This window comes from Pseudomonas syringae group sp. J254-4 (genome assembly GCF_032586855.1).
In the GTDB taxonomy this organism is placed as follows: Bacteria; Pseudomonadota; Gammaproteobacteria; order Pseudomonadales; family Pseudomonadaceae; genus Aquipseudomonas; species Aquipseudomonas amygdali.
Genome location: NZ_JAWHOO010000001.1, coordinates 282,781 through 301,158 on the forward strand (window position 1 = coordinate 282,781; position 18,378 = coordinate 301,158).

The 18,378-nt window shown below is 58.4% G+C and carries 22 protein-coding genes; 9 read left to right on the plus strand and 13 right to left on the minus strand.

Annotation, left to right across the window (positions count from 1 at the left end; translation table 11 throughout):
- Positions 1-34 precede the first annotated feature (34 nt).
- On the minus strand, positions 35-955 hold the full coding sequence (locus RYB09_RS01450) for a sugar ABC transporter substrate-binding protein (protein ID WP_371875231.1): 921 nt from the start codon (positions 953-955) through the stop codon (positions 35-37).
- A gap of 232 nt (positions 956-1,187) precedes the next feature.
- Positions 1,188-1,412, minus strand: a complete 225-nt coding sequence (locus RYB09_RS01455) for a YgdI/YgdR family lipoprotein (RefSeq protein WP_005746777.1) — start codon at positions 1,410-1,412, stop codon at positions 1,188-1,190.
- A 133-nt stretch (positions 1,413-1,545) separates the two neighbouring features.
- Between RYB09_RS01455 and RYB09_RS01460 the strand changes: the two genes are divergently transcribed.
- The 3 genes from RYB09_RS01460 to RYB09_RS01470 all read left to right on the plus strand — a co-directional run bounded on the left by RYB09_RS01460 (position 1,546) and on the right by RYB09_RS01470 (position 2,974).
- Entirely contained in the window at positions 1,546-1,797 is a 252-nt protein-coding gene (locus RYB09_RS01460; protein WP_004662361.1) for a DUF1654 domain-containing protein, read from the plus strand.
- Positions 1,798-1,801: 4 nt separating this feature from the next.
- Positions 1,802-2,503 (plus strand): endonuclease, encoded by a 702-nt coding sequence (locus RYB09_RS01465; RefSeq protein WP_058400205.1) that lies wholly within the window; start codon positions 1,802-1,804, stop codon positions 2,501-2,503.
- 234 nt (positions 2,504-2,737) lie between these two features.
- Positions 2,738-2,974 carry a DUF6555 family protein gene (locus tag RYB09_RS01470; protein WP_002553142.1) on the plus strand — a complete coding sequence of 79 codons (237 nt, stop codon included), beginning with the start codon at positions 2,738-2,740 and terminating at the stop codon, positions 2,972-2,974.
- 78 nt (positions 2,975-3,052) lie between these two features.
- On the opposite strand, the gene map is transcribed toward RYB09_RS01470, so the two are convergent.
- From map to RYB09_RS01490, 4 genes are all read right to left on the minus strand, one after another.
- A complete protein-coding gene (gene map / locus RYB09_RS01475) occupies positions 3,053-3,844 on the minus strand; it encodes a type I methionyl aminopeptidase (RefSeq protein ID WP_230018307.1) in 792 nt (263 codons plus the stop codon).
- Entirely contained in the window at positions 3,841-4,098 is a 258-nt protein-coding gene (locus RYB09_RS01480; RefSeq protein ID WP_002553140.1) for a ParD-like family protein, read from the minus strand. The genes map and RYB09_RS01480 overlap by 4 nt, the downstream gene beginning before the upstream one ends.
- 76 nt (positions 4,099-4,174) lie before the next feature.
- Positions 4,175-4,384, minus strand: a complete 210-nt coding sequence (locus RYB09_RS01485) for a hypothetical protein (protein WP_058407613.1) — start codon at positions 4,382-4,384, stop codon at positions 4,175-4,177.
- 102 nt (positions 4,385-4,486) lie between these two features.
- Positions 4,487-5,518, minus strand: coding sequence for an Ldh family oxidoreductase (locus tag RYB09_RS01490; RefSeq protein WP_316887233.1), 1,032 nt, complete (start codon positions 5,516-5,518; stop codon positions 4,487-4,489).
- 255 nt (positions 5,519-5,773) lie between these two features.
- Here RYB09_RS01490 and RYB09_RS01495 point away from each other — a divergent pair, with 255 nt between their 5' ends.
- A complete protein-coding gene (locus RYB09_RS01495) occupies positions 5,774-6,802 on the plus strand; it encodes a FecR family protein (protein ID WP_005779809.1) in 1,029 nt (342 codons plus the stop codon).
- A 227-nt stretch (positions 6,803-7,029) separates the two neighbouring features.
- Positions 7,030-7,422 carry a Fe2+/Zn2+ uptake regulation protein gene (locus RYB09_RS01500; protein ID WP_002553137.1) on the plus strand — a complete coding sequence of 131 codons (393 nt, stop codon included), beginning with the start codon at positions 7,030-7,032 and terminating at the stop codon, positions 7,420-7,422.
- Positions 7,423-7,455: 33 nt separating this feature from the next.
- On the opposite strand, the gene RYB09_RS01505 is transcribed toward RYB09_RS01500, so the two are convergent.
- Positions 7,456-7,644, minus strand: a complete 189-nt coding sequence (locus tag RYB09_RS01505; protein ID WP_005779813.1) for a hypothetical protein — start codon at positions 7,642-7,644, stop codon at positions 7,456-7,458.
- Positions 7,645-7,887: 243 nt separating this feature from the next.
- Between RYB09_RS01505 and RYB09_RS01510 the strand changes: the two genes are divergently transcribed.
- On the plus strand, positions 7,888-9,696 hold the full coding sequence (locus RYB09_RS01510; RefSeq protein ID WP_316887236.1) for a monovalent cation:proton antiporter-2 (CPA2) family protein: 1,809 nt from the start codon (positions 7,888-7,890) through the stop codon (positions 9,694-9,696).
- A 42-nt stretch (positions 9,697-9,738) separates the two neighbouring features.
- Here RYB09_RS01510 and RYB09_RS01515 read toward each other — a convergent pair whose 3' ends face one another.
- The 3 genes from RYB09_RS01515 to moaB all read right to left on the minus strand — a co-directional run bounded on the left by RYB09_RS01515 (position 9,739) and on the right by moaB (position 12,510).
- On the minus strand, positions 9,739-10,665 hold the full coding sequence (locus tag RYB09_RS01515) for a glycosyltransferase family 2 protein (protein ID WP_058400200.1): 927 nt from the start codon (positions 10,663-10,665) through the stop codon (positions 9,739-9,741).
- An 87-nt stretch (positions 10,666-10,752) separates the two neighbouring features.
- Positions 10,753-11,964, minus strand: coding sequence for a gephyrin-like molybdotransferase Glp (gene glp / locus RYB09_RS01520; protein WP_316887238.1), 1,212 nt, complete (start codon positions 11,962-11,964; stop codon positions 10,753-10,755).
- A gap of 6 nt (positions 11,965-11,970) precedes the next feature.
- Positions 11,971-12,510 carry a molybdenum cofactor biosynthesis protein B gene (moaB, locus tag RYB09_RS01525; protein WP_002553131.1) on the minus strand — a complete coding sequence of 180 codons (540 nt, stop codon included), beginning with the start codon at positions 12,508-12,510 and terminating at the stop codon, positions 11,971-11,973.
- A gap of 75 nt (positions 12,511-12,585) precedes the next feature.
- Here moaB and mobA point away from each other — a divergent pair, with 75 nt between their 5' ends.
- Both mobA and RYB09_RS01535 read left to right on the plus strand, forming a co-directional pair.
- Positions 12,586-13,185 (plus strand): molybdenum cofactor guanylyltransferase MobA, encoded by a 600-nt coding sequence (mobA, locus tag RYB09_RS01530; RefSeq protein WP_316887239.1) that lies wholly within the window; start codon positions 12,586-12,588, stop codon positions 13,183-13,185.
- A gap of 104 nt (positions 13,186-13,289) precedes the next feature.
- Positions 13,290-13,514, plus strand: coding sequence for a YgdI/YgdR family lipoprotein (locus RYB09_RS01535; protein WP_002553129.1), 225 nt, complete (start codon positions 13,290-13,292; stop codon positions 13,512-13,514).
- Positions 13,515-13,590: 76 nt separating this feature from the next.
- Here the strand turns inward: RYB09_RS01535 and RYB09_RS01540 are convergent, their stop codons facing one another.
- Positions 13,591-14,481 (minus strand): pseudouridine synthase, encoded by an 891-nt coding sequence (locus tag RYB09_RS01540; RefSeq protein ID WP_058407620.1) that lies wholly within the window; start codon positions 14,479-14,481, stop codon positions 13,591-13,593.
- 184 nt (positions 14,482-14,665) lie between these two features.
- On the opposite strand from RYB09_RS01540, the gene RYB09_RS01545 reads away from it, so the two are divergent.
- Entirely contained in the window at positions 14,666-15,520 is an 855-nt protein-coding gene (locus tag RYB09_RS01545; RefSeq protein ID WP_058400196.1) for a shikimate dehydrogenase, read from the plus strand.
- 3 nt (positions 15,521-15,523) lie between these two features.
- Here RYB09_RS01545 and RYB09_RS01550 read toward each other — a convergent pair whose 3' ends face one another.
- Both RYB09_RS01550 and quiC read right to left on the minus strand, forming a co-directional pair.
- Entirely contained in the window at positions 15,524-16,195 is a 672-nt protein-coding gene (locus RYB09_RS01550) for a TetR/AcrR family transcriptional regulator (protein WP_010212247.1), read from the minus strand.
- A gap of 107 nt (positions 16,196-16,302) precedes the next feature.
- The gene (quiC, locus tag RYB09_RS01555) at positions 16,303-18,210 is read right to left on the minus strand and encodes a 3-dehydroshikimate dehydratase QuiC (protein WP_057401620.1); all 1,908 of its coding nucleotides are present in this window, start codon (positions 18,208-18,210) and stop codon (positions 16,303-16,305) included.
- Between the last annotated feature and the right edge of the window lie 168 nt (positions 18,211-18,378).

Consider the following 18,378-nt stretch of genomic DNA (forward strand, 5'->3'; position numbering starts at 1 on the left):
TCCTGCAAGGACGGGCACCTTTACGCGGCGTGGATCAAGGTTTGGTAACGAGTTCTACTGGCGTTTCGATGACGCCTTTTTCGTTGGTGTCGACCTTCTCGCCTTTGACCAGCTTCAACGCAGCTTCAATACCAAAGACCGCTTGTTTGGCTGCAAACTGGTCAGCAGTGGCCAACACTCGGCCGTCCTTGAGCATCGGTTTGATCGCGTTGATGTTGTCGTAACCCACGACCATGACCTTGCCAGCCTTGCCTGCTGCACGCACCGCAGAAACCGCCCCCAGCGCCATGCTGTCGTTACCGGCCAGCAGGGCCTTCAGGTTCGGGTATTCATTGAGCATCGCCGAAGCAACGGCGTTACCCTTGTCGATTTCCCAGTTGCCGGACTGCACAGACACGACCTTCATCTGCGCCTTGTCCATGGCATCCTTGAAACCGGCGGTGCGTTGCTGAGCGTTGGTGGTGGTCGGCACGCCTTCGATAATGCCGACTTCGTCACCGCTCTTGAGCTGTTTGGCCAGGTAGTCGCCTACCAGCTCGGCACCTTTGCGGTTGTCCGGCCCCACGAACGGGATCATCAGGCTTTTACTTTTGAGCACGTCGGGATCAAGCTGGTTGTCGATATTGACGACCTTGATACCGGCGTCTGTCGCTTTCTTGAGCACCGGCACCAACGCCTTGGAGTCGGCAGGCGCGATCACCAGGGCGTCGACTTTGGAGACAATCATCTGCTCGACGATACGAATCTGCGCAGAGGTGTCTGACTCGTCCTTGATCCCGTTGGAAATCAGGTCGAAATCGGTGGCGTGCTCTTTCTGATAAGCCTTGGCGCCGTCTTCCATGGTCAGGAAAAATTCATTGGCGAGCGACTTCATCACCAGTGCGACCTTGGGTTTTTCAGGCGTCTGAGCGTATGCAGCAGAGAGGGGCATGACTGCGGTAACAGCAGCGAACATGGCGACAGCGAGAAGGCGTCCAGCGAATGGCAGCTTCATGAGTTCATCTCCGATCTTGTGATTATTGTTCGGGCGAACGACGCAGGGTCGATGCAATGCATCAACACGCAAACGTTTGCGAGGGATGAACTATGAAAAAACCCGCAGGGTTTGTCAATCCGTCGAAAATGAAATCTGTTCGTAATGCTCGCCCCCAACGCGCAGGGAACGAGCATTAGCGCTCAGTAGGATTTCACTCCTCCGGTCTGACCGTAGCCACTTCGTCGGCCTTGATGCGGACTCTCTTGCCGGAGATGTCTTCAAACTCGTAGAAACCATCACGACTCTTGGTCTTGGGCATGTCCTTGGTGATGTATTGTGTGCCGTTCTGCAAGGTGACGACCGAAGGCGTGGAGCAGCCTGCCAGCAGTACAGCAGTTGCGGCCAGTAACGGAAATGCCAGTGACTTGATATTCATGCGCGACTCCGGGAGCGTTGGTTTTTCAAGACAATAGTGTGCCATTTCAAGCGCTTTATCTTACATAGATGTTGCGAAAGATCCGACACTGAAATACTGTATGCCCGTACAGCGAAAATCAGGAACCTTATCCGTGGCCAAACAAACCGCAGCGACCGCCTCCACTCCCGGCCCTTACGAGCGCATGGGCATGCGGGTACAGAAGATCATCAACTCGCCTACCGCGCAGAAATCCAGGGCTGCCCTGCTTTTTCGTCAACCGGATGAGTCAGAGGACGACTGGGCGCAGCTTCTTGAAGAAATAGCCGAGAACGACAACGTCACCCTCGCCTGGCGCGACGATGGTGGTGTGCAAATATTCTGGACGTTGCCGAAGGAAGACTGACGGCATGATGTTTCGATTCTCGACACTGCTTTGCACCACCCTGCTCATCACCGCTTCATTCAGCGCTCAGGCCGAAGCTCCGCGTACTTTCAGCGAAGCCAAGAAAGTCGCCTGGGGGTTATACGCACCACAATCGACCGAATTTTACTGCGGCTGCAAATACACCGGCAACCGGGTCGATCTTGCGGGCTGCGGCTATGTCCCGCGCAAGAGCGCCAAGCGCGCCAGTCGTATTGAATGGGAACACATCGTTCCGGCCTGGCAGATCGGCCATCTGCGCCAATGCTGGCAGAACGGCGGGCGCAAAAACTGCACAAAGACCGATGCCGTTTATAAACGCGCCGAGGCAGACCTGCATAACCTGGTGCCCAGCATCGGCGAAGTGAATGGCGACCGCAGCAACTTCAGCTTTGGCTGGATACCCGAGCAAAAAGGCCAGTACGGTTCATGCCTGACGCAAGTGGATTTCAAGGCGAAAAAGGTCATGCCTCGCCCTTCCATTCGCGGCATGATCGCCCGCACCTACTTCTACATGAGTAAACAATACAACTTGCGCCTGTCGCGCCAGGACCAGCAGCTTTATCAAGCCTGGGACAAGACTTATCCTCCCCAGGCCTGGGAGCGCCAGCGCAATCAGCAGGTCGCCTGCGTTATGGGGCGGGGTAATGATTTTGTCGGCCCGGTAGACCTCAAGTCATGTAAATGAGGCTTGTCTCAAAAAAGAAGATCTTCGTTTGGATGACCATTCGGTCATCCATTCATGCGTTTGAGTGAACCCAAAACCACTCATCGGACAACTGTTAACTACATCTCGAAACGACGCGATTTTCGCTCTACGATCTGAAGACAGCAGCGTGACCGGAGAAGGTTTCTCGCGCATGCCCCACTGGAATAATCACACTATTTTGATGGCATGCCGTCAGGCTCACGGGCAGGAAAGATGAATCATCAAACGGAATTTGAAATTCACTATCAGTTCAATGGCGAACCTCGTTGTTTCCTGCACCAGACCAGGCAAATGTGCCAGTGCGACGCATTGCACTGCGCAACGCTGCACGCCGGCGTTGGCACAGTGAGTGGCAATATGTCTGCAGGGCCGATAGGAATGGCGACCTTGCAGGCAGAGCGTTTTGGCGTAACAGAAGTACGCTGGAAAAGATCTTCGCCGCAATACTGAAACATCACCCTTGATCAAAAAAAATGGCCTCTCGGGAAGGCCATTTTTTATGCACTCAAATCACCGAACCACTCACGTCTAAATGGCAGGATAATGACCCGTACCTTCAGGCCAGGGCGTCAGCAGTTCAAAACCGGTAGAGGTGACTACAACCATATGCTCCCATTGCGCAGACAATGAAAGATCGCTGGTCAGAACCGTCCAGCCATCCGGCAGAGTACGAGTACCGGCCCTGCCGGCATTGATCATCGGCTCGATGGTGAACACCATGCCCGGCTTCAGCCTGAGGCCTTTGCCCTGAGCGCCGTAGTGCAGAACCTGAGGCTCTTCATGGTACTTGCGGCCAATGCCGTGCCCGCAATATTCACGCACTACACTAAAGCCTTCACGATGAGCGATGCTCTGAATGGCATAACCGATATCACCCAGCGTTGCCCCGGGGCGCACTGCATGAATACCGGCGCGGGTTGCCTCGTAGGTCGTCTCGACAAGACGTTTTGCCAGGGGGCTGACCTCACCGACCAGATACATACGGCTGGTATCGCCATACCAGCCATCCTTGATGACCGCGACATCGATATTGACGATATCGCCATCTTTCAGAATATCGGTGGCAGAAGGTATGCCATGACAGACCACTGCATTGGGAGAGATACAGGTGGTCTTGGTAAAACCGTGATAGCCCACATTCGCGGGAATCACTTTCAGCTCTTTGACGATGTATTCGTTGCAGATATCGTCGAGCGCTTCGGTGCTGACGCCAGCCTTGACGTAAGGCGTGATCATTGCAAGTACATCGGCAGCCAGCCTGCCGGCTATGCGCAACTGCACAAGGTCCTGTTCGGTCTTGATACCGATGGCGCTGCTCATGAGGCCGCCTTGGAAAGGCTGGACGCAGAAAGCTCTGCAACGTTGAAGTTCGAAGCAGTCAGCACCGTGCCGCCTGCGTTCTCGATACGGATCAACATCTGGCAGATCTCGCTGTAATCCAGTGCCGGGTGCAATTCGGCAAGCATGCCGATGCGCATCCAGTGCTCAGCCTGCGCATTGATGGAGCGACTGAGCGCAACACTGGCAGAGCGCAGGTTGGCGTGCATGTTTTCGGAAATCTTTACCAGACCCATGGTTCACCTCAAATTGAATATATGAAGCATATACGTTACATATACTCACAATCAACCCGAGACGCTATCGGCCACACTATTCCATCGCACTGGCCTGACGGTATTCACCACTTGCGCGGGCTGCCGCAATGGCTATCGATACATCCTGCTCGTAGCCATTGAACTGACGCAGACCCGCCGCCAGCCGGAGGAAATCCTCACGCTGCATTTCATTGACGGTAGAGAGAGTACGATGCTGCTGAGCGACCGGGCTTTGTACTGACGTTTGCACTGACTTAAGGGACATAACAGACCTCATTCGTTCTTTACTGTTCATGCATACAGTATTTAGAACCGAGCGCCGACACAAGACTGACTGCGACGAATGGTCAGCAAATGTGTAAACGGCTCAATCGCCCGTCAGCCCCTGCAAGCGCTCCAGATCAGCCTCAGCGATGTCGATACCGTGCACCATCGACCGCGCACGCTCGCTGTAGCGTCGGTCCCCCGGCAGGCGTTCCTGCCCTGCCCCGTGGAGCTGCCTTACCAGTTCCTCACTACGCTGTGCAAAATGCTGACCGCTGCCTTTGTCCGGATCGATGACGATCAGCAACTGGCCGGTCCAGGGTGTCTGCGCACCGGGATACTTCGACCAGTCAAAGCCGAACGAGAAATTGCCACCTGTCAGCCCTGCCGCCAGCAGCTCGACCATCATCGACAGTGCGGAACCCTTGTGACCGCCAAAGGGCAATAGTGCCCCGCCATCGAGAATGGCGCGGGGGTCTTCAGTGGGCCGGCCGTCGCGATCCACGCCCATACCCGCCGGCAGCAGTCGCCCTTCACGCGCTGCGATCTGAACGTCACCATGGGCAATGGCGCTGGTCGCCAGGTCGAAAACAATAGGCCCGCTCCCGGCACGCGGTGCAGCGAAGGCAATGGGGTTGGTGCCGAACAAGGGCTGACGCGCACCATGTGGCACTACGCAGGTCATGCTGTTGACCATGCTCAGGGCGACCAGCCCTTCTTCGGCGAAAGGTTCGACATCCGGCCACAGCGCGGCAAAGTGATGAGAGTTGCGTATCGCCAGAATCGCAATCCCGGCACTGCGCGCCTTGTCGATCAGCAATGATCTGGCTGCCGCCAGCGCAGGCTGGGCAAAGCCGTTATCGGCGTCGACCCTGACAAACGCGGCACCGACATCCTCGATCAACGGCACTGCCTTGCCGTCCACCCAGCCACTGCTCAGCGATGAGATGTAGCCAGGCATGCGAAAGATGCCATGACTGTGCGAGCCGTCGCGCTGGGCGCTGGCGCAGTTCTCGGCAAGCACATCGGCAACTTCCGGGGAGGTGCCGTGCGCAAGGAAGATCCGCCGCAACAGATCTGTCAGTTGCTGATATGAAACGGTCCGGACCGGCTGATCGTTAGGGGTGGCGCGCATCTGAGGCTCCTGTTCATGTCATGGCAAGGTACCGGGAACAACCGCACGAAATACCAGCAACGAGAGTAGCGCTGCAGGCTCTGCAAAAACACTCCCTGCGCACTACGGTGTGCTCGATTGTCGCGAACAGGTTTCAATGAGAGCTGCTTGCATTCACAAGGAATTACGCTGTGCGTTGACGGGTAATTCCTGCAAATGTTCTCTCTCCCTGATATCCAAGGGTAGAATGCGCCAACGGTATAGGCCGGAGCGCCCATGAGCGACCCTCTTTTCAGCAAGGCAGAACACGACGCGATCACCGATGCCGCTGCGCATTGGTGCATGCGCCTGCATGCCGAAGACTGCACGGCCGCAGAACGAAAAGCGTTCGAGCAATGGCTGAAGGCTCATCCTCTGCATGCGGTGGAGTATGAGGCGATGCGGGAAGTCTGGGACATTACCGGACAAATCGAACCGCTCAATCCGGCCCCTGCACTGCCGATTCAGGCTACCCAGAACAACCAGCCCGTACTTCGTCGCAAGCGCCGCCTGGCACCACTCGCGGCTGCCGCTGCGGTCATTGCCCTAGCTGTCCCGGTCACCGGCTATGTGGGCTGGAATCAGGGCTGGCTGCCTGACGCCTACGAGTCCTACAACGCCGATACCGCGACGCGTCTTGTGGTATTGGCAGATGGCAGCCGTGCCGAACTGAACCTCGGCACCGAGCTGACCTACGCCAACTACAAGGATCGACGCAGCGTCACGCTGAAAAAGGGTGAGGCGTTCTTTGAGGTCAGCCACGACAACACACACCCTTTTGTAGTCGATGCCGGCAAGGGCAGCATCAAGGTCACGGGCACACGCTTCAATGTGTGGATGTATCAGGACCAGGTACGTGTAACGCTGGTCGAGGGCTCGGTTCAGGTCAGCAGTGATCGCGCACATCCGTCGTCAAGCCATCATCTTGACCCTGGCATGCAGGCCAGCTACAAGGCAGGCGACGACGCGCCCCTGATCAGCCAGACCGACACAAAGGATTCGAGCCTGGCGTGGCGTAATGGCAAGCTGATCTTCAATGATCTGCCTCTCAGCCAAGCCTTGCCACTGATCAATCGCTACCTGCAAACACCTATTCTGCTGGCCGATACCGCAACCGGTGCCATGCGCCTGGGCGGCAGTTTCAACACGCGCGACCTGTCCAGCCTGCTGGCCTCTCTGCCCAAGGTGCTGCCGGTTTATGTCACGCAGAACCAGAACGGCAACCCGGTGCTCAACCGCCGGATACCCGACGCGCCCAAAGGCTGAGCGCTCTCGCGTACCTGACTGACGCTGAGCGATTTTGCATCCGCCGATAGCCGGATCAACCGCCCCCCCGCGACTGCCCGATCTTCATCTACCCTGAAACGCACAACGCTGCGGCGACCCCGTGCGCGTTGGCGTTTTTATTTTTTCCATTGATAACTGAGGTTTTGCTGCGCTCGTTCGTCTTAGTAACTGAGATTGTTTAAAAAAGCCTGAAAAGGAGTTTGCGGATGTTCAATCGCCAAGGAATCACGACTCGCACCCTGCTGCGCCAAACAGCACTGGCTGCGCAGGCACAGTCGCCCGCTCTGGAGACAGAGCGGCCCGGAAACGAGCACATCCGACTGCTCCTGAAAAGCTTTGGTCTGCGTACCAGCCTGGTCAGGCTCAAGGTGCTTGATGCGCTTCTGGTATCGAGCGAGGAAGGCCAGCCATTGGGAGTACGGGGCGTGCACAGCCAGCTGCTCAGGCTTGATGTACCGCTGTCGTTTCTAAGTGTGCGCGAAGTGCTCAAGCGCCTGTGCGATGAAGGCGTGATTCATCTCAATGACGACAAGACCTACAGCCTGCACCCTCGTGCCCGACAATGGCTGGGTGATGCGAGCAAGGATGGTGCCCAGTAAAACGGGCCTCGTCATCCTTGCCATTTGCCGCGCTTACCGCTTGACCTTGCGGCGCATGATCCCGTTAAGAATCACGACCAGTACGGCCACGCTGATTGCGATGTACTGAAAGGTTTTTTCGGTGATGACACCGCTGTTTTGCAGGTGCGACAAGCCCAGCATGATCGCCAGAACGCCGAGGGCGATCAGAATCGAGTAAATCAAACGCTGCTTGTTGGTCATAACGGTTTCCTGAATGCTCATGAGCGGGCAGTTGGCACTGCCTGTTTGCGCGCATAGCTTACGCCGATGCGCGACGAATGGCATCGTCAGCCTGGCCTGCTCCCCTCCTTCGCACCCTTCACGCACGCTCCATCAACCGCGTTGATTATTGTCATGCCGCGATCAGCGTTGCCGTGTAAAACTCCCATGCTTTAATACCGCCCTGCTTAAACAGTGTGTTCAATTATTACCAAGGAGTTTTACATGCCCCATGAAGGCAGCCTGTTGCAGGCCGCAGTAGTGTTTCTACTCGCCGCCGTGCTGACGGTACCGCTTGCCAAGCGCCTGAAGCTGGGCGCGGTGATCGGCTATTTGTTCGCGGGAGTGATCATCGGCCCTTCGGTGCTGGGCTTGATAGGCGATACGGAGAGTGTCAGTCACATATCCGAGCTGGGCGTGGTCTTGCTGCTGTTCATCATTGGTCTGGAGCTGTCGCCAAAGCGTTTATGGGTCATGCGCAAATCGGTGTTCGGCGTCGGCATGGCTCAGGTGTTGCTGACGGGCCTGGTCATTGGCGGGATCGCGTTGTTTGCCTTCGGCCAGTCGCTGAACACTGCGGTCATTCTGGGGCTTGGCCTGGCGCTGTCATCCACAGCCTTCGGCTTGCAGAGTCTGGCCGAGCGCAAGCAGTTGAACAGCCCGCATGGCCGGATGGCGTTCGCTATCCTGCTGTTTCAGGACATTGCAGCAATTCCTTTGATTGCCATGGTGCCATTCCTCGCCGGGGCCGATCACGCAATGGACACCGGCGAAAGCATCAACCACGGCCTGCGCGTGCTGGGCAGCATTGCCATCGTGGTGATCGGCGGGCGCTATTTGCTGCGTCCGGTATTTCGCATCGTTGCCAAGACCAAAATTCAGGAAGTCTCGACCGCCACTGCCTTGCTGGTAGTGATTGGTACGGCGTGGCTGATGGAACTGGTGGGCGTGTCCATGGCGCTGGGCGCGTTTCTCGCCGGCCTGCTATTGGCCGACTCCGAGTACCGTCATGAGCTGGAAGCACAGATCGAACCGTTCAAGGGGTTGTTGCTGGGGCTGTTCTTCATCAGTGTCGGCATGGGTGCCAACGTCGGCTTGCTGCTCAGCTCGCCCCTCGCGGTGCTGGGCCTGACGCTGCTGTTGATCGGAATCAAGCTGCCGATGCTGTTCCTGATCGGTCGTACCGCTGGCGGCCTCAATAACCGCAGCGCGCTGCAACTGGGCCTGGTGCTGGCCGCCGGTGGCGAATTTGCCTTCGTGGTGTTCAAGATCGGCAGCGCTCAAGGGCTGTTCGAGGCAGGGCTTTACGACATGCTGGTGTTGACCATCACGCTGTCGATGGCGATCACGCCGCTGTTGTTCATTGCTCTGGCGCGCTGGATCAAACCCAAGGCCAAGGCCGTCAACGTGCCGGACGAATACCGCGATATCCAGACTGACAAACCACGCGTGGTCATCGCAGGCATGGGCCGTATGGGGCAGATCGTAGCGCGGATCCTGCGGGCGCAGAAAATTCCTTTCATCGCTCTGGATACCGCCGTGGAATCGATCGAGTTTTCGCGCAGCTTCGGTAATGTGCCGGTGTTTTATGGCGACCCGCTGCGTCCGGAAATACTGCGTGCAGCCAAGGTTGATGAAGCGGAATACTTTGTCATTGCAACGGATGATCCGGACACCAACATCAAGACCGCCGAGTTGATCCGCAAGCTGTATCCACACATGAAGATCATTGCCCGCGCACGTAACCGCCAGCACGTTCACCGGTTGATGGACATTGGCGCTCATGCCGTACGTGAGACGTTCTATTCAAGCCTGGAGATGAGCCGTCAGACCTTGATGGGGCTGGGCCTGACCGAAGCACAGGCCGACGCGCGCATCAGTCGCTTCAAGCGCCACGACGAACAAGTGCTGGCCGCACAGCATGAAGTGTATGACGACGACGCCAAGGTTCTGCAGACCGCCCGTGAAGCCAGGGCCGACCTCGCACAACTGTTCGAGGCCGACCGTCTGGACGAAGAGGCTGCGAAACTCTGATGCGCTCGACGCCGGGCGCTCAGCGTCCGGCGCAGAGTTCGCTCAGGCGTAAGGGCTGTCCCAATAGCGCTTGTACATCCCGAGCTTTTTCTTTACGCCACGGGGCAGGCGCTTCTCCTGCTTGCTCAGCTTGTAGGCCAGCAGCTTCAGCGCATTACGTACGAACGACATGGGCCACCAGAGAATTCGCCGGGGGCCGAGGAATTTAAGCTCGGACTTGACGTAACGCATGCCCTCGCCGCCGATGCCACCAAAGGTTTCGTAGATCCACGCTTCACGGGACTGGAACACACCGATATCGAAGTAACGGCAAAACTCCTCGCGCAGGCTGTAGTTGTGCGAATGACGGCATACGGCCGAACCTTCATAAGCTGCTTTCCAGCCAGCGATCAGCATTTTGGCAGTGACGTACATGTCTTCGGAAAGAATCACATGCCGGGGAAAGCCGCCGATCTCCCGCAACGCTTCGCCGCGATAGGCCGCGAACGAGTTGGACATGAATGGCGTCTTGATGCCCAGCGTGCGGGCATCGGCCAGGGTTTTGATCTGCGACGTCGGAGGGTAATTGAACAACCGTGCATGCTGAGCCAACAGGTTGGCATTCTTGTGCGGCAGTTGACGCCCGCAGACCGCGCCAACCTTGGGGTCGGCGAAAGGCAGCAGAATGTTGGCAATGGCATTGATATCTTCAACGTAGGCGTCCTGGGTCAGGTAAACATAGACGTCATAGTCGGGATGCAGATCGACCATCATCTGCCGGGTGCCGCCGTGGTTGAAGTCCTTGCTGTCGATGCGCAGCACATTGGCACAGCGGGCTTGCGCCAGCTCCAGCGTGCCATCCGAAGAACTGGAGTCGACGATCAGCGTATCGAAGTTCGCAGTCTGCGTAGCCAGTGAGTCCAGCAGACGTTCCAGATCCTTGCGTCCGTTGTAGGTCGGGATCACACAAGCCACTCTCAATGGCGCCATAACAATACTCCAGGGCGAAGTCCGGTTGCCCAACTTGTCAGCGATGTTGAGAGTAGCTCATGCGTGCCCGCCCAACCATTAATCCACTCAGCCCAGCACTTCACTCAACGGGATGAAGTTGACCCAGTCCCCTTCGGCCACGGTTGAACCTTCACGCACTTCAATCAGGCCGTCAGCCCAGGCAGCACTGCGCAATACACCCGAGCTCTGGTTGCGATAGGCCACGGCCCTGCCCTGTTCCAGACGCCCGCGCAGGTATTCGCGACGATTGCCCGGACGCGTCCAGACAAAGCCTGCGGGCACCGGAAACTGCAACGGTGCTACGTCAATCACACCTTGGCGGCGCAGCAGGTAAGCGCGCGCCAGCAAAGCGAAGGTGACCAGCGTGGAGGCGGGATTGCCGGGCAGGCCAATCACCGGTACGCCACGAAAATGCCCGAAGGTCAGCGGTTTGCCGGGCTTGATGGCCAGCTTCCAGAGCGTCAGCTCGCCTTCTTCGCGCAATGCGTGACCCAGGAAATCCGCTTCGCCCACCGAGACGCCGCCCGTGGAGAGGATGAGGTCGACATCGTGCAGATTCGCCAGCGCAGCACGAGTCTTCGCCAGATCGTCCGGCAGGATGCCTGCATCCACCACCTCGCATTCGAGCCGCTTCAGCCAACTGCACAGCAACACCCGATTGCTGTTGTAGATCTGCCCCGGCGCCAATGGCTGACCTGGTTCAATCAACTCGTCGCCGGTGGACAGCACCGCGACACGCACCCGCCGGATCACCTCAAGCTCGGCGAGGCCCAGCGAACCGGCCAGGCCCAATTCAATAGGACCAAGCCGCGTCCCGGCCGCCAGCACGGTATCGCCAACGCGGGTTTCCTGCCCCTGAGGGCGAATGTTCTGCCCGACGCTCAGCGGCTCGCTGAAGCACACGCGCTGATCCGCCAGCACCTCGGCGTTTTCCTGCATCTCGACGCAATCGGCACCTTCAGGCATCGGCGCGCCGGTGAAGATTCGTGCACAGGTGCCAGGGGCCAGCGGCTCGGGTGCCTGACCGGCGAAGATGCGCTGGCTGACCGTCAACGGCTCGCCGCTCCAGTCCGCCGTGCGCAAGGCATAACCGTCCATGGCGCTGTTCGGCCAGGGCGGCAGATCCAGCGTGGAGACCAGATCCACTGCCAGTACGCGGCCTTCGGCATCGGCCAGCGGAACACGCTGGCGATCAGTGATCGGCGTGGCCTCGGCCATCGCCAGCAGCCGCGCGATAGCCTCTTCGACAGGCAGCAAGGTTTTCGGCTCGTTGTTCATCAGCACTCAACCACGAGTCGCACAGGGCTCGGCCTGCTTTAGGTGCGGCACGAAGTTGCAGGGCCGGAAGCGCGAATCCAGTTGCTGGGCGAGAATACCGTCCCACGCCGTACGCACCGCATTGGTGGAGCCCGGCAGGCAGCACACCAGGGTGCCATTGGACAGGCCCGCCAACGCACGGGACTGAATGGTCGAGGTGCCAATATCCGGCACCGAAATCTGCCGGAACAGCTCACCAAAACCATCGACCTGCTTGTCGAGCAAACACGCCACGGCTTCCGGCGTACTGTCACGGCCGGTAAAGCCGGTGCCACCGGTGATCAGCACGACCTGCACCTGATCGTCAGCGATCCAGGTCGCTACCTGAGCGCGGATTTTGTACAGGTCATCCTTGAGCAGCACGCGCTCGATCAGGCCATGACCGGCGTCGGTCAGGCGGTCGACGAACATCTGGCCCGAGGTATCGGTTTCACGGGTGCGGGTATCGCTGACGGTCAGCACGGCGATATTCAGGGGTACGAAAGGTGTGTCAGCCTTGGCTTTCATGGCCTCATCCAGTTGTTAAGGAAACAGGCCGGTGTTATATCACAGCACTCCTTTTGACTGCCCGCCGAGTGTTTGATGAATGTAGTTGCCGCACTGCCGCCCTGCTCTATCCTGCTGCTGGCCGGAGGTCGCGGGCAGCGCATGGGCGGGCGCGACAAGGGCCTGATCGAGTGGCAGGGCAAGGCGCTGATCGAGCATCTGCACCGGCTGACCCGGCCGCTGACCGACGACCTGATTATTTCCTGCAACCGCAACATCGAGCGCTATGCGCAGTACGCCGATCAACTGGTGCAGGACGATGATGCCGATTTCAACGGCCCTCTGGCCGGAATTCGCGCCGCCCTGCCACTCGCCCGGCATCCGTGGTTGCTGGTTTTGCCCTGCGATGTACCTTTGGTCGATGAACCGTTGCTGCAAGCGTTGCGCGAGAAGGCTGTTGAATGCCCGGAGCGACCAATAATGGTGCGTGAAGGCCAGCACTGGCAGCCGCTTTTATGTATGATCCCCATCGCTCACGCCGCAACGCTGGAAGCCGCATGGCAGGCCGGCGAACGCAGCCCGAGACGGGCCCTGGAACCGCTGCAACCAGTCGCCCTGCAACTGGAAGCCGGTGATTCACGCCTGGCCAACCTGAACACCCCCTGTCTATTGACCGGGATCAGCGAGAAACCGTAGCAAGTGGCTGGCTATTGAACTTGCTGACGGTGTATACGGAACTTTGCCGACGGTGTATCCGTCTGAGAGTTCAGTAAATCAAGAATCCATCTGGAGACACAGTAATGAAACAACGGACCCTTCCCGCTGCCTTCCTGCTTGCATTGAGCATTGCCTCCCTCGCCGGCTGCGCATCGCCCACTGTGATCACCTTGAACGATGGTCGTGAAATCCAGGCTGTCGACACGCCAAAGTACGATGAAGAATCGGGCTTCTACGAGTTCAAGCAACTCGACGGCAAGCAGACCCGCATCAACAAGGATCAGGTACGTACCGTCAAGGATCTGTGATCCGGGCGTCGCGTGACTGATTTGGAAAAACCCGCCGAGTGCGGGTTTTTTTTGGCCGTCAGCCCGGCTTTAGCGCTTACCAGTCGAGTTCAAGCAGGCTCTCGAACTGACGCTGTTCACCGCTGAGCGGGTCGATGAAGCGCAAGCCCTTGGCCAGCAGCTTCAGAGGGTTTTGATAATCGTCGACAGGGTCTTTTACCACGTCCGGGTAGAAAGGATCGTTGCAGATCCCCGCGCCCAGCGCTGCCATGTGCACGCGTAGTTGATGTTTCTTGCCGGTCACCGGATAAAGCCCGTACCGCCACAATTGATCCTGCCGCTCGAGCACCTCGATCTGCGTCCGGGTATTGCTCGCCCCTGCTCCTTCCTGCATGCGAAAGAACGGTTCGCCTTCAACCAGACGGCTTTCGTGCAAACGTGGAAACTCCAGGCCCGGCAGCGCTGGCGCAATGGCTTGGTAGAACTTGTCGATCTGCCGGGTGGGAAACAGTGCCTGATAAGCCGAGCGCGTCTGTCGGTTGGCGGAAAACAGCACCAGCCCCGCGGTGTGCCGGTCGATACGGTGCAGCGGTACCAGATCGGGGTTGCCCAGGCGATGGATCAAACGGCGCAGCAACGTCTGCTCGACGTACTCGCCTGCGGGTGTCACGGGCAAAAAGTGCGGTTTGTCCGCCACCACCAGATGCTCGTCGGCGTACAGAATCGTCTCGAGCACCGGAATCGGCGTTTCATTGGGCACCTCACGGAAATAGTGAATGCGCAGGCCCTCGCGGTAAGCAAGGTCAGGCGCGATGGCCTTGCCGTTTTCGTCCAGTACCCGCCCGCGGGCAATACGGTCCAGCCATTGTTCGCGGCTGATGGCGGTGAATTTCGCGCACAGGCAATCAAGCACTGTGGCCCACGCGCCCGGTGGCAGGTACAACGTGCTGGCTTGTTGCTGTGCGGCGCTGAAAACGGAATCGGGCATGTGCGGCGTGAACTCTGGCTGATCTGAAGCGGCTGGCCGTGGATTATCACTGATTAGGGCGATCACCGCACAACATCGCTGCGTAGTAATCGCCTGCCACCTGCGGCACTATTAACCATCTGGTACATTCCGCTCAACACCTGCTCTGGACCGGGCAGTGGCACAAAAACAAGAGACGTATTCTATGACCCATGCTGAAAAAACATCCGTTCTCGCCGGCCTGATCGGCTCGGGTATCCAGGCCTCGCGAACGCCCGCCATGCACGAGCACGAAGGCGATGCACAGAACCTGCGCTACTTGTATCGGCTGATTGATATCGACGCCCTGCAACTGGACATCAGCGCCCTGCCCCGGCTTATCGAAAGCGCGCAAAACTGCGGCTTCACCGGCCTGAACATCACCTTTCCGTGCAAGCAGGCAGTTATCCCCTTACTCGACGAGCTGTCCGCCGAAGCCCGCGGTATCGGCGCAGTGAATACCGTGGTGTTCAAGGACGGCAAGCGCATCGGTCACAACACTGACTGCCTGGGCTTTGCCGAAGGCTTCCAACGCGGCCTGGACAAGGCTCCACGTCAGCAGGTGGTGCAAATGGGCGCAGGTGGCGCAGGCGCTGCCGTGGCTCATGCGTTATTGAGCGCTGGCGTCGAATGCCTGACGGTATTCGAAGTCGAGCCGCAACGCGCGCAAGGCCTGGTGGACAACCTCAACGCGCATTTCGGTGCCGGACGGGCGCAGGTGGGTGTCGATTTGCCTGCCGCGATGGCCAAAGCCGATGGCCTGGTCAATACCACGCCGGTCGGCATGACCAAACTGCCAGGTACGCCGTTGCCGGTCGAGTTGCTGCGCCCTGAGCTGTGGGTCGCGGAAATCATCTACTTCCCGCTGGAAACCGAACTGCTCAAGCATGCCCGTGCACTGGGCTGCCGCACGCTGGATGGCAGCACCATGGCGGTGTTTCAGGCGGTCAAGGCGTTCGAATTGTTCAGTGGCCAGTCAGCCGATGCAGAACGGATGATGGCGCACTTCCATACGCTGTAAACCTCAGCGCTTGAGATAACGCAGCACAGCGTCGCAAATCATCGCCTTGTGACGCTGTTTGACCTCCTCGCTCCACAGCTCGATCTGGAAAATTTCGCTGAAGGTATGGCGGTTGGAGATCCGGTAGAAGCAGAAAGAACTGATCATCAGGTGCAGGTCCACCGGATGAACGCCATCGCGGAACAAGCCACTGGCCTCGCCGCGACGCAGGATGCCGTCGAGCGCCCTGATGATGTTCTGGCTTTTGGCCTGGATCGAATCGGACTGTTTGACGTTCTCGCCGTAATGTATGTTTTCGATGCACACGATGCGGACGAAATCGACGTTGCTGTCGTGGTGATCGAAAGTGAACTCCACCACGCGATGAATAGCCTCGACAGGCTCCAACTCACTCAGGTTCAGCTCGCTCTCGGTGTTGCGAATCGCACCGTAGAGTTTTTCCAGCACTTCGACATACAGCTGCTCCTTGCTGCCGAAGTAGTAATAGATCATCCGTTTCGAGGTTTTAGTGCGCTCGGCGATGGCATCGACGCGCGCGCCTGTAAGACCGTGGGCAACGAATTCGGCGACAGCAGCCTGAAGAATGTCTTCGCGGGTTTTTTCCGGATTGTTCTTGCGGCCCTTGGGCACGGTAGCGGCAGGTTCAACGGCAACGGCGGAGTCGATTTTTTTCATTGTTGGCTCATGACCACGGGTAATGCGCGAAGTATGAAGCTGACCGCAGGCAGAGGGAAGCTGCGAGGGATTCGAACCCTCGCAGCAGCTCTACTGTCGGCCTCGCTTTACAGCCGCGCCTGACGCGCTGCCACATTGCGCGCCTTGGCCATCGCCGCCAGACGCACCGGCACGTTGGCCGCGCCATAGCCGACGTAGCCATTCTTGCGTTGCAGGATCTCGAAGAAGAAGCGCCCGTCGAAGGCATCTGTGTAGACGTGGAACAGCTCGCCGCCCTGCGCATCGCGGTCATAAAGCACGTTGTAATACGCCAGTTCGCTGAGAAACTCTTCATCGAAATCGAAGCGGGCTGCCAGGTCGTCGTAGTAATTGAGCGGGATGTCCAGCAACGGCACCCCCGCTTCCTTGGCGCGGCTGACCTCGGCAAAGATGTCTTCGCAGGAGAACGCAATGTGATGCACCCCAGAGCCGCGATAGCTCGACAGCGCGTGGGAAATGGCCGTGTTGCGATTCTCGGAAATGTTCAGCGGCAGGCGCACGGTACTGCAACGACTGCGCAGGGCACGACTTTTCACCAGACCATAGGGGTCGGGCAAGACCACTTCGTCATCGGCCTCGAAGTCCAGAATGCTTTTGTAGAACAGTACCCAGCTGTCCAGGCTGTCAGCGGGCAGCGCCATGGCCATGTGGTCGATACGCTGTAAACCACCCTTGGCAACCGCTTGCGGGTCGACGACAAAATCGCTGTCGTAAATCGATTCTCCGGGCGCAGCGTTATCAACCAGATAGATCAGGCTACCGTCGGGCGCGCGGACCGAAGGAATCTCCCGCTCATTGGGGCCGACCAGCCCGCGATACGGCTGGCCCTTGAAGGCCCGCGCACGCTCCAGCGACTGATGGCCGTCATCGACGCGCAAGGCAGTGGCGCACAACGACGGCCCGTGGGCCTCGAAAAAGCTATGGGCAAAAGAATAGGGTTCGGCATTGAGCACAATCTTGATATCACCCTGCCCCAGCAGACTGACCGCCTTGGAGCGATGCTGACCCAGCTTGGCAAAGCCCAGCCGTTGCAGCCAGCCTGACAGGCGCGCGCCGTGGCTCTCGTCGACTGCAAATTCCAGAAACTCGACGCCGTTGTAAGTGCTGGCAGCGGGCGGGTTGAAGAGTATTTCAGGCGCAGCGGCTGGCTCGTCACGCGCCATCAACTGACGGGTTTTTTCTTCCAGATAAAGCAGCGAACGCAAACCGTCCGCCGCATTGGCGCGAGTCGGGGCGGCACGGAAACCGTCGTTGAATACTTCCAGCGACAACGGACCGGTGTAGCCGCTGCGCAGAATCGGCGCGAGGAAACCGGCAAGATCAAACTCGCCCTGACCGGGGAAGCAGCGGAAATGGCGGCTCCACTCCAGCACATCCATGGCCAGAATCGGCGCGTCGGCCATTTGCACAAAGAAGATCTTGTCACCCGGAATTTGCGCAATCGCGCTCGGGTCGCCCTTGAGTGACAAGGTATGGAAGCTGTCGAGCAACACCCCAAGTGCCGGATGATCAACCTGACGCACCAAGTTCCAGACCTGCTGCCAAGTGTTCACATGCTTGCCCCAGGCCAGCGCCTCATAACCGACACGCAGGTTACGGGCTCCGGCACGCTCGGCCAGCAGGCTCAGGTCATCCAGCAGAATATTTTCGTCGCCCACCGAATCGGCAGACGCATTGCTGCAGACCAGCACCAGATCGGTGCCCAGTTCCTGCATCAGATCGAATTTGCGTTCGGCACGGTCGACATTGCGCTGCAGGCGATCACGGCGGCAGCCTTCAAAATCCCGGAACGGCTGGAACAGGGTAATGGCGATTCCCAGATCGGCACATATCTGCCTGACGTTGCGTGGGCTACCGTCGTAATACAATAAGTCGTTTTCGAAAATCTCGACGCCGTCAAAGCCGGCTGCGGCGATGGCTTCGAGCTTTTCGGGCAGAGTACCGCTCAAGGATACGGTAGCAATTGAACGCTGCATGCTTTTCAGCTCCTGGATGAACGCGACCTGTTTCGGTCACGACTGGACAGCACCGCATTCCTGGCCTTTCCCGGCCTTATTCAGAGGTGCGAGTAAAGTATTTGCCTGTCAAAATACTACAGCAACATAAAGTGTACGAACCGGTTAGTTTTACGTTCGATTATCGAA